The sequence below is a fragment of the Rhodopirellula islandica genome (assembly GCF_001027925.1).
Lineage (GTDB): Bacteria > Planctomycetota > Planctomycetia > Pirellulales > Pirellulaceae > Rhodopirellula > Rhodopirellula islandica.
Map to the genome: position 1 here is coordinate 113521 of NZ_LECT01000026.1, position 11741 is coordinate 125261.

Annotated in this window: 9 protein-coding genes; all 9 read right to left on the minus strand. The window is 56.9% G+C overall.

Annotated features, from left to right (window positions below):
- Window positions 1-57: 57 nt before the first annotated feature.
- A complete protein-coding gene (locus RISK_RS13525) occupies window positions 58-1377 on the minus strand; it encodes an FAD:protein FMN transferase (RefSeq protein ID WP_236696275.1) in 1320 nt (439 codons plus the stop codon).
- Between the two features lie 413 nt (window positions 1378-1790).
- Entirely contained in the window at window positions 1791-3050 is a 1260-nt protein-coding gene (gene nqrF / locus RISK_RS13530) for an NADH:ubiquinone reductase (Na(+)-transporting) subunit F (protein ID WP_047814836.1), read from the minus strand.
- A gap of 135 nt (window positions 3051-3185) precedes the next feature.
- Complete coding sequence (nqrE, locus tag RISK_RS13535; protein ID WP_047814837.1) at window positions 3186-3827, minus strand: NADH:ubiquinone reductase (Na(+)-transporting) subunit E; 642 nt, start codon at window positions 3825-3827, stop codon at window positions 3186-3188.
- Window positions 3828-3830: 3 nt separating this feature from the next.
- Window positions 3831-4457: an NADH:ubiquinone reductase (Na(+)-transporting) subunit D gene (locus tag RISK_RS13540; RefSeq protein WP_007328967.1), complete on the minus strand. Its 627-nt coding sequence runs from the start codon at window positions 4455-4457 to the stop codon at window positions 3831-3833.
- 3 nt (window positions 4458-4460) lie between these two features.
- On the minus strand, window positions 4461-5372 hold the full coding sequence (locus tag RISK_RS13545) for a Na(+)-translocating NADH-quinone reductase subunit C (RefSeq protein WP_047814838.1): 912 nt from the start codon (window positions 5370-5372) through the stop codon (window positions 4461-4463).
- Window positions 5359-6618: an NADH:ubiquinone reductase (Na(+)-transporting) subunit B gene (locus RISK_RS13550; RefSeq protein WP_047814839.1), complete on the minus strand. Its 1260-nt coding sequence runs from the start codon at window positions 6616-6618 to the stop codon at window positions 5359-5361. Before RISK_RS13550 ends, RISK_RS13545 begins: the two co-directional genes overlap by 14 nt.
- Before the next feature lie 5 nt (window positions 6619-6623).
- Entirely contained in the window at window positions 6624-7994 is a 1371-nt protein-coding gene (locus RISK_RS13555; protein ID WP_047814840.1) for a Na(+)-translocating NADH-quinone reductase subunit A, read from the minus strand.
- 765 nt (window positions 7995-8759) lie between these two features.
- On the minus strand, window positions 8760-10601 hold the full coding sequence (locus RISK_RS13565; protein ID WP_047814842.1) for a hypothetical protein: 1842 nt from the start codon (window positions 10599-10601) through the stop codon (window positions 8760-8762).
- Window positions 10602-10632: 31 nt separating this feature from the next.
- Window positions 10633-11640, minus strand: a complete 1008-nt coding sequence (locus RISK_RS13570) for a hypothetical protein (protein WP_047814872.1) — start codon at window positions 11638-11640, stop codon at window positions 10633-10635.
- Window positions 11641-11741 lie beyond the last annotated feature (101 nt).

An 11741-nucleotide genomic window follows, 5' to 3' on the forward strand; every position in this document is an offset into this window, starting at 1 on the left:
TCGCCACTCCTCGCCCTGACGCAGGCATTCCCAACGAAATGACCAGGTACAAACGCCCTACTTCTCGGCCATCTTGTCGCGGAGCTCTTGGCAGGCTTCTGAGGGCGTGCTGCACATCGTGCAGCGAGACACGCCATCCTCGTCGACCTTGGCATTCAATCCGCCGCAAGAACCACTGATCGCTTGACGTCCGAAAATGACCCCGACGGCCATCGCGAGCAACACGGCCCCAAACGTGAGACCGGTCATCAACAACACGGGCGCCATTCGCTGAGCGAACGACGGGTCTTCGGCTTCATCGGCCTGCGTCACGGCGATCTCGTTGCCCGCCGTGGATTCCGAACCGTCGACGTCGGCATACGGAGCCAACTCACCCGTCCCACTGGACACCAACCCGTCATTGAAACGCTGCACGAGCAACACACTGAGACCATTCTCGCGTGCCAATCGCATCGCGTCTTCATAACCAACCACGTTCAGCGCCGTCGCCCAGCCATCGGCGAGCATGCACGTCTCGGTGATCACGCTGACGGATGCCAACCCGTTCGTGACGGGACGCCCGGTGCGTGGGTCGATTGTGTGCGAATAACGCTGGTCATCGACCTCGAAGAAATTTCGGTAGTCACCCGACGTCGCCATCGCAGCATCGCGAATCTTGTGAGCGACCAACAAGTCTTGCCCACCCGTGTCGGGTCGTTGGATCCCAACCTTCCATGAATCGCCGGACTTATCGCCCGCCACTCGGACCTCGCCCCCCACTTCGACGAACACGTTGTCCGCACCGCGACCAGCCAACAACTCAACGAGTCGGTCCACACCGTGGCCCTTGGCAATCGAAGACAGATCGACGCGCAACTCCGCGATGCCCTTCTTCAGAGCAGGTGGATCGAGACGTGACTGCAGATGCTGGTGACCGATGCTCTGCTTCAACTCACGCAGTTCCGCTTCGCTGGGGACATCGTTCTTGCGTTCGCCAACGCCAAAGCTCCAGCGATCAACCAACGGCCCCACGGTCACATCAAATGCACCGTCCGTTTTCTGCGACAGTTCCAACGCCGCCGCAACCACACCAGCGGTTTCGGCACTGACGTCGAACCAGTCCGTTGACTCGGAGGCATTGAACTGACTCAATTCCGACGATTTCAAGTACGTCGACATTTGATCATTGACGGAGCGTAGTTCGCGCTCAATCGCCGTTGCGGTCTCAGAATCCCAATCGGGCGTTTCCGGCGGCGAGTGGACTTTGACCATGTAGGTCGTGCCCATCGTTGCACCACGAAACGTCAACGGATCCGCGGCAACCACCGCGGAAATCCAACACGTCGTCGCAAGGATCCAATGCCCGAGGAAAGCGACGACGCTGGCTTGTTTTCTCATCGAAAGATTCGCATGTGTTCGAGTGCTGAGAGCGAACGAGCCCACCTCATCCGCAAGCGGTGGCGTTGCATCCCTCAGTCATGCAGCTTGTCGTTGTGTCACTTCACTGAGTCCCGAGCGAAAAGCGAAGCAGGTCTGATCAAGTATGTGAGCCGTTGGCGTTAGCCACGGTTTTCACGCACAACCGGGGCGAACGGCTTCGTCATTCCACAGACCGCCACCCTTCAGATCAAAGACTCAGCAGTCCTGAGTCCTAGAAGCTATTGGTCTGTCACAGCTAAAAGTCAGGGTTGATCGTAGTGGACGAGGCCACGAGTCCTTGGATTTGACGCCAGTTTAGGACTCGTGGCCTCGTCCACTACCCTAAAAACAAGTCCTGACAGACCACTAGAAGCTAGAAGCTAGCCCCTTCATCAGCCACCGAAGTCATCGTAAGCGATGTTTTCCGGTTCGACACCCAAATCATCCAGCATGCGGAACACGGCGGCGTTCATCATCGGTGGACCACAGATGTAGTACTCGATGTCTTCCGGTGCCGGGTGGTTGCGGAGGTAGTTGTCCAACAAGACTTGGTGAATGAAGCCGACGTACCCGTCCCAATTGTCTTCCGGTTGAGGCTCAGACAACGCGATGTTGAACTTGAAGTTCGGGAAGTCCTTTTCGATCTCACGGAACTGATCGATGTAGAACAGTTCACGAAGACTTCGGCCGCCGTACCAGTAGCTGACCTTGCGGTCCGTCTTTTGGCGTTTGAACAGCTCGAAGATGTGACTTCGCAGCGGTGCCATCCCGGCACCACCCCCGATGTAAACCATTTCGGCGTCGCTGTCCTTGATGAAGAATTCACCGTATGGACCGCTGATCGTGGCTTTGTCACCTGGCTTGAGCGAGAAGATGTAACTGCTCATTTTCCCAGGAGGTGTTCCCTCGGGAGCACGTGGTGGCGGAGACGCAACCCGGATGTTGAGCATGATGATGCCCTTCTCGCCGGGGTAGTTGGCCATCGAATAAGCGCGGATGACAGGCTCATCGACCTTCGACACATAGCGCCAAATGTTGTACTGGTCCCAGTCAGGGTGATACTCTTCGTCGATGTCGAAATCTTTGTAGTGGATCTCGTGAGGTGGGCACTCAATTTGGATGTAACCACCCGCACGGAAATCGACCTCGGCACCTTCGGGAAGTTGCAGCACAAATTCCTTGATGAAGGTCGCAACGTTGTCGTTGCTCTTGACCGTGCATTCCCATTTCTGGGTGTCAAACGCTTCCGGTGGAACTTCCACAACCATGTCGGTCTTCACAGCGACTTGGCAGGACAATCGTTCGCCCTCGGCGGCTTCTTTCTTGTTGATGTGACCGGTCTCGGTCGCCAACAAGTCGCCACCACCTTCGGTGACTTTGACTTTGCACTGGGCACAGGTCCCACCGCCGCCGCAGGCACTGCTGACGAAGATGCCCGCATCAGCGAGAGCACCGAGCAGCTTTCCGCCAGCCGGGACGGAAATTTCTTTTTGGCCGTTGATCATGATTTTGACCGGGCCGGAAGCAACCAATTGGCTTTTGGCGGCCAAAATCAGCAGCACCAATGCGATCACCACAACGGTGAACATGACGACGCCGAGAATGACGACCGTGCTGGCGGAGGCCGCAATCATCAGAGGAAGGGAAAGCATTTTAAATCAAAAGTTGAGGGGTGCACGCGAGGCAAATCAGCCTGACAGTCAAAACTCACGTCAGCCTCGGAGGCTGACAAACTCACTGCTGCCAGCCATCTGACTGACGCACGTCGTTGCGGCGGTTCGAATTCGTTACAGCTGGATGCCGCTGAAGGACATGAATGCCAACGACATCAAACCAACCGTGATGAACGTGATTCCCAAACCGCGAAGCGGCGGAGGAACGTCGCTGTACTTCAATTTTTCGCGAATTCCGGCCAGCGCCATGATCGCCAACGCCCAACCCACGCCACAGCCGAAGCCGAAGACAACGGATTCGCCAAACGCGTACTCACGTTGTTCCATGAACAACGACGCACCCAAGATGGCGCAGTTCACGGTGATCAGGGGAAGGAAGATCCCCAGGGCGTTGTAAAGGCTGGGCATGAATCGATCCAGGAACATTTCCAAGATCTGAACCATGGCGGCGATCACGCCGATGTAGCTGATGAACCCGAGGAAGGTCAGGTCGACCTCCGCGAAGTTGTAGGTGTCCGTGCTGATCAGGTAATCGTTGACCCAAGTCAACGCTCCCTTCTTTAGCAACAGACTGTAGATCAATTGGTTGGCAGGAACGGTGATGGTTTCAATCGCGATGACCGCGATGCCCAAGCCGATTGCCGTCTTGACGTTTTTGCTGACCGCCAAGAACGTGCACATTCCCAAAAAGAATGCGAGCGCAAGGTTCTCGACGAAGACAGCCTTCAAAAAGATGCTGAGGTATTGTTCGACCATGACTTAGGCCTCTTCGATTTGTTCGGGTTTGTTCAAGCGGATCACCCAAATCATGAACCCAATGATGAAGAACGCACTGGGCGGCAACAGCATCAAGTTGTTGGGGTTGTACCAGCCGCCGTTGCGGTCCAGTTGAAAGAGTTCAAAGCCCAACAGCGAACCGCTGCCGAACAATTCGCGGAAGAACGCGACGACGATCAGGACCAATCCGTAGCCCAGGCCGTTGCCGATCCCATCCAGGAAGCTGATCCAAACGCCGTTCTTCATGGCGAAGCCTTCGGCACGTCCCATGACGATGCAGTTGGTGATGATCAGGCCCACGAAGACTGAAAGTTGTTTGCTGATTTCGTACATGTACGCCTTCAGAACTTGGTCAACGACAATCACCAGCGATGCAATCACGGTCATCTGCACGATGATCCGGATGCTGCCGGGAATGTAGTGACGAATGGACGACACCGCCGCGTTCGAACACCCAGTCACGGCGATCACGGCAAGTGCCATGACGATCGAGACCTGGATGCTGGTCGTCACAGCCAGAGCACTACAAATGCCCAGGATCTGCAACGCGATTGGGTTGTTGTCGATGACGGGTCCGAACAGGACCTTGCCGACTTTGGGGGCAGCCATGGTTTACTCTCCCACCGGTTCTTTGGGACCGACGTTGTCGATGTCGTATTGCTCGACACCGCTTTCGACGGAGGATTCAGGTTGATCGGCTTCCGCGGATGCGTCACCGGTAAGTCGTTGCTTCAGTTTGTCGAGGAACGGACCGTATCCGTTGGAACCCGCCCAGTAACGCACCAGGTTGGTCACACCGCGACAAGTGATCGTGGCACCGGACAATCCATCGACGGCGAAATCGTCGCCATCGGGGGCAGGTCCCTTCGCGACACGAGCGGCAGGCGTGCCGTCGGTGTCATACAGTTTGTTGCCGACCCACTGAGCTTTCCATTTCGTGTTGTCCACTTCGCCACCCAAACCAGGTGTCTCCGCGTGCTCGTAGAAAGTCAAACCAGCGATCGTTTCGAGATCGTTCTTCAAGGCCATGTAGCCGTACAGCGTTGACCAAAGGCCTTTGCCGTAGACCGGCAAGACGACCATTTCGATCTTCTCGCTGCCAGGTTTCTTCACGTAGTAAACGCGAGCGACTTTTTCACGACGAGGGACGCCGATGTCGAACTGCGGGTCCGTGATTTCGATGCTCTCGGAATCTTTCTTCGCCGCTTCGCGAGGGTCGTATTTCTCGGCCTTTTCGCCTTCGAGATCGGTGTAAACGTCACCCGTTTCAAGGTCGATCAATTCGGGGCTGACCCAGGCCCAAAGCTTTTCAATTTGCTCTTTGTCCAGCTCGGCGGCTGGCTTTCCAAATTCGCCCAACGACAAACCGGCCGCATCCAAGATGTTGCGTTGGCGGTCGAGGACCTTGTTCTCTTCTTGCAGTGGACGCAGTGCCACCGCAGCGGCACTGACGGCGAACGAACAGACCACGCACAAAATCGTCGCGGTCACGATCGTTTTCAAAGTGGAATCAGGCTGTGACATAGCGTGCGGCCCTCCGGCGGATGTTGAGTTGGACGACGCCCCAATCGATCAACGGTGCGAACACGTTGCCGAACAAGATCGCCAGCATGATGCCTTCAGGGAAAGCAGGGTTGACGACGCGAATCAGCACGGTCATGAACCCAATCAGGATTCCGTAAACCCATTTGCCGGTCTCGGTCATCGAGGCACTGACCGGGTCGGTCGCCATGAACACCAAACCAAAGGCGAGGCCGCCGATGACGAGGTGCCAGTAAAACGGCACAGCGAACATGGCGTTCGTTTCACTGCCAGCAAAGTTGAGCAACAAGGCGGTGGCGGTCACACCAGCGATCACGCCGGCCATGATTTTCCATGATCCGATGCCCGAAGCGATCAGAATCAAAGCACCGACCAAGCACAGCAGAGCACTGGTCTCGCCGACACACCCTTGAATCGTGCCGATGAAAGCACTCATCCAGGTGATCGGTTCCTCGGTGCCCCAAACGTATTGAACGGCACTCAGCGAACCAACCGCGTCTTCGCTGGCGTTGGCCATTTGTCCCAGTGCGGTTGCACCGGAGAAGCCATCGACTGCGGTCCAGACTTTGTCACCGCTGATTTGACCAGCGTAAGCGAAGTACAGGAACGCTCGCGAAGTCAGCGCCACGTTGAGGAAGTTGCGTCCCGTGCCGCCAAAGACTTCTTTGGCGACAATCACCCCGAATGCGATCCCCACGGCGACCTGCCAGAGCGGAATCGAAGCGGGCAGGGTGAGCGGAAACAGCAATCCAGTGACCAGGAAGCCTTCATTGATCTCGTGCCCCCGTAGGACACTGAAGACCAATTCGACATGTCCCCCCACGAACATACAAACCGCGTAAATGGGGATGAAGAAGATCGCCCCATAAATGAAGTTGTCGACGTGGTTGGCTGGATCGTGTCCGAGCCCGATGGCGGTGTGAACGGTGTGGTGCCAGTCGTAATCGACTGCCACGTTGGCATCGGTCATCTTTTGGATGGCCGAGTTGGCTTGATACCCAGTGTTCCACATGCCGAACAACGTGACCGGAATCAACGCGAAGACGACCGTGATCATCATGCGTTTCAGGTCAATGTTGTCGCGCACGTGCGTGCGTCCGTGAGCCGTCTCGCCTGGCGTGAACAAGAACGTGTCGAGAGCTTCGTACATTGGGTACGCTTTCTCGAGCAGTCCGCCTTTGGCAAAGAACGGGTGGACGCTGTCAAATGCGTCACGTAATGCTTTCATATTCCTTAACCTTCACGCTCAATGGTTGTCAGGTTTTCTCGGATCAAGGATCCATATTCGTATTTACCGGGGCACACGAACGTGCACAGGGCCAAGTCTTCTTCTTCCAGCTCCAGCACGCCGAGCTGCTGAGCCGAATCGGTGTCACGAACGATCAACGCTCGCAACAATTGTGTTGCCAAGATGTCCATCGGCATCACCTTTTCGTAGGTGCCCAATGGAACCATCGCTCGTTCGCTGCCGCCGGTCGACGACGTGAAGTCAAATTTGCGGTCCGGGGTCAATGCCGAGGCAAACACGCGGGTGACCGAGAACTTGTCAAAGCCTGGTTTCTGCCAGCCCATGAATTCGCGGTGGTCCCCTTCTTCGATCACCGACACTTGATTGTCGTAGCGTCCCAGGAACTGATGCGGTGCCGCCGCAATGTGCCCGTTGAGTACCGAACCCGAGATGACCCGCAGTTTGACGGAGGTGTCGACTTCACCCTCGACCAATTCGTCGATGCAGGCGCCCAAGCGGGTTTCGATCAATCGTGGCTGGTTGACCTTCGGGCCTGCCAACGAGATCACTCGGCGAGTGTCCAGTTGACCGGTCTGCAGGAATGAACCGATCGCGATCACGTCTTGGTAACCGATGTACCAAACTGTTTTGTTGAGGCTGACGGGATCCAAATAATGAATGTGAGTTCCGGCCAATCCAGCGGGGTGAGGTCCCGAGAACGCCGATGACTGGACTCCCGCGACGTCGCCGCCAGGAATCGATGCCTTTTCGGCTTGGCAAAGATGCACGGGACCATCGGTCAGACGCGTCAGCGCCTGCAAACCAATCACGAACTGGTCCTTGCGATCCGCCAACACCACGGCGGGGTCCGCCGCCAAGGGATTGGTGTCGATCGCAGTGACAAAAATCGAATGGGGTGCCGAATCAATCGCCGGCACCTTGCCGAACGGGCGAGTGCGAAGGGACGACCACAGCCCGATTTGGACCAAGCCATCGACCAGTTTTTCGCGCGCAATCGAGACGGGATCCGAGCCTGCGATGCCTGCGACCGTGGTCGATTCGGTCGAATCCAAATCGACGTCGATGACAATCGCTTCGAACTTTCGTTTCGCGCCGCGAACGACGTCGGCCACGGTGCCCGAGGCGGGGGCGGTGTAGATCACGCCCGGGGTTTTCTTGTCTTCAAATACCGGCTGGCCCAAGACAACTCGGTCGCCCGCGGCCACCAACATCGTGGGCTTCATTCCGATGTAATCATCGCCCAACAAAGCCACTTGACGGATCGCCGGACCGGCTTCCATGTGCTGTTCGGGGCATCCCGTGATGGGCAGATCGAGCCCCTTCTTGATCCGGGTCACGCTTTGAGTCATTGCCATGAATGGGCACTTTGTGAAATTTGTAACAAAGTCGGTTCGAGCCAAAGCCCGCGTTGTTTTTCGATCGAAAAAAGCCGAAAAAATTGTCGCGGGCCAAGCAAGTGGACACTATTGCATAGCGCTAGAAGATTGACAACGGCAGATGACGGTCGTTCGTGCCGGGATATTGTCCACCTTGGTCAATGAAGTCCGCCCATGCAAAAGAAGCCGGATGTGCGGATGAAATCGATCGTTGAGAGGGAGTGTTTTTGGGCTGTTTGCGACCCACCATTCCGGCCTGGGCCAGAGTCGAACAATCATCGCAATGGTTCCGTCGGTCCAGTCCCCAACTCAGAGCCATTCTCTCGTCCAAGGTTTCCCGCGATCGCGTCAGGCGTCTCGACGATCCCACCCCAGCACGCAAACAGTTGGGGACAACTGTTCTACTCTGAATCAGTGTAGAACAATTGTCTCAATTGTTCCGTCGGGCCAGTTTCCAACTCCGAACCATTCTCTCGTCCAAGGTTTCCCGCGATCGCGTCAGGCGTCTCGACGATCCCACCCCGGCACGCAAACAGTTGGGGACAACTGTTCTACTCTGAATCAGCCAAAGTCGAGCTTGGAACCCAAGACAAGAAACTCCTCTGCGCCTCCGCGACTCACCGCCTCTGCGTCAAATTTCTCTCGCGATCGCGTCGCGCTGCTCGACGATCCCACGCCGACACGCAAACAGCTGAGGACAACTGTTCGACTCTGCTTCGCAAACGAACACCTTGGGGAAGACGCTCAATCGAGCTTCACCGTCACAGGCTCGCTGCCCACCTTCGCGTCTTTCACGACGATGGCTTCCGGTGCATCCTTGCCAGCTTTGACGTGGAACGCCTTGCCTTTCGGGGCCCCCGGTTCGAACGAATTCCCCGCCACACGGACGGTGTACAACACTTCGTCTGTGCTGGCATCCACCAACTGAACCACTGGATTTTCGACGTCAAACGTGATCTCGCCGAGCTTGCCCCACGATGGTGGGTTGTAGTTGTCAAACTGCGAAATCGTCAGCGGCCAACCAGGATATTGCTTGGCCGACGGATCGGTCACATCCACGTTTCGTGGCCAGCATTCCATGGTGATGTCGCGGGTTTTCGTATTGAAACGAACGATGCCGAAACCAGCCGCCCGCGTGTTCAGCAGATTGCCAGCGGGCTTCTTGGCGGGATTGGCGGCGGCGTAGTTGGTGACCTTGTTGGCAAATCCATCCAGCGAATCGCCAGTGTATTCGGGGGCACCAGGCTCGCGGTTTTTGCCCGGCTCGAGCGGTTCCCACCAACGCAGATACAAGTTGGCAATCGAAGGCACACAGAACGACCAAATTGAATCGCGGTACTCGTCGATGCCGTGGTGAAAGATGGTCGCCAAGTGCTGGTCGCCGGCGTAGTGAAACGCGAACGCCCTGCGAAGTTCGGCAAGCGCCCGATTGCGGCCCGTTTGAGGCCAACCGTTGGAATCCATGTCCGCGTGCAAACGACCGTTGGCGGCGCCGTGAATGTGTGCCCCGCCGCAGAAAATCGTCTGTGACAAAGCGACCTTCATGTCCGCGTCGGTCCAATCGGCGGCCCAGTTTTCGATGAAGTCCAATTGTCGCTCGCCCATCAAGATCGCTCCCTCCACATCAACGCTGGCTGGGTCGTAGTCCGGGTTGCGGATGTGGTCGGGACGAGGCCCCTGCTTTGGCACGCGTCCAGCGGGTCCGGTTTTGAATTTGCGATCTTCGAGAATCGCGAAATCGATGTTACCCCAATTCAGGTTGGTGAAGTAAACGCCAATGCCCTGGCCAATTTTGTGCGGGTCGACGGGATCGGGCAGGTGGCTGGTTTGCGCCCGCTCGACTTCTTGCACGTAAACACCGGGTTGCAAGTAACCGCCATCGGAAGCGCCGCTGAGAGTCGAGATCTTTCCACTTTCGCCCCACAAATTGGGCTGGCCCACATCGTGGTCATCGGGCAAGCACACCGTGGGACGATCTTTGATGATGTCACCAAAATCGCGACCGAATTTCAACCACGCCGCGTAGTGGCGATTGTGGTCGTAAACCTGGTCACCGGAAAAGAACAACACGTCGGCGTCGACTTTGTTGACGTTGTCAATCAAGTCCTGACGCGAAATGTCACCGCCGTGAGCGGGTTGGATCGAGTTGCCGGTGAATCCCGCGACGACAATCTCTTCTTTGTCGACCGGGTTCTTTCGAATCGTGCCTTCGTAGAACGCTTCCGCACCGTGCGCGACGCGGTACTTGAAGTTTTGAGTGTCGTCCCAGTTTTCGACACGGAAGGGCGCTGTCCAACCGGCTTCGATCACGTTCGCCTTGGCGACCTCGGTCCACTGACCGTCCTTTTCAATTTCTAAGCGGACGACCTTGGGATCGCTGGCATCGAGCGGGTACAGCTGCGCTGTCAGTTTCAAGGTTTTGTCATGAACCGTGTACAGCGCAAAACAGATGACGTCTTTCTTCGCGACGTCGGGGATACTCAGGTCCGCTCGTCGCCGAGCCCGATTTCCTGCTTGCGCAAAGACGGAATCGGCGGTGACCAGCAGTGCCAGGCAACAGAGTGCCAGACGGTTCAATGACTTCATGACGTTTCCTAAAGGGGCAACAAGTTGTTTTTCATGAGGTGAGTTCGATCGCGAGCGCCGCGTTTTCAGCGGACGACGCGGCGGGTTGCTTCGCAGCTTCCGTCGCTTTGGCTGGCACCGACGATTCTCGCCGATGCCACAGAACGACCAAGTACAGAGGAATCAGAAAATGAGGGGCCCGCAACACGGCTTCGTGCAGAAATTGGTCCGCTCCCCAATAGTTTAGGCTCATCGACATCCCAGCGACGGGACGGGCCGCCGAGGTGAGAAACCCCCAAAGGGTGGCATAACCTGCCGCCCACCGCCGCAGCGGAGGCACAAAAATCGCCGCACACACGGCGAAATCCAGCACACCAAAGGTTCGCAACAAACCCCTGGCGGTTTCGTACTCAACTCCTAACGAAACCGAAATCATGCCGTAAAAGAACGGCGGAGTCGGCCACCATCCAATCGCGTAGCAGCCGTGCCCAGCAAACGTTGCGACCAACGCGACCATCGCGGTGACCACGGTGACACGGTGACGGGCACCCAATTTCAACGCCAACACCAACAAAATCGGCGCGAGCATCTGACCGCCGTGTTCCAGAAACATCGGAAATTGCCGCTGAGCACCGACGTATTTCGCATAGCTCAGCACGGCCAACAGACCGCTGCCGCCGATCAAGGCGGCCATTTGAAACGTGGACCTCCGCCGAACGGTCAGCGTGAGCACGGCGCATCCAAGGTACAACCAAGTGATCCGGGAGAGCCAGATTTGCAGCCAACCGTCGTCGGCTCCCGTCCCCACGAATTCATCCCAACTGACCCCCAACCATTCGGCAAAGCGGTAGGTCGCATCCTGCCAGAGCAGCACGCCGTAGGGTCCTTCCCAGTAGTAGTGCCCCCACGTCCAACCGGCAAAACACAAAAACGCTGCGACGCGTAGGATCGTCGCCAGCCCGCGATCCTGCCTGGCTTCTTCGCCAGAGGCATCGCTCGATCGATCCACGCCGGAATCAGGACTCGTTTTCGCGGCGGATTCGGATGGACTGGCTTTCATCAGCAACGTGTCAAAGGCGTCGACTCAGGGCAAGCCAAAAAGGCTTATGAATGGGGCACCATTGTAACCTGCCAACGCTGTGAATTGACAGCATGAGATGC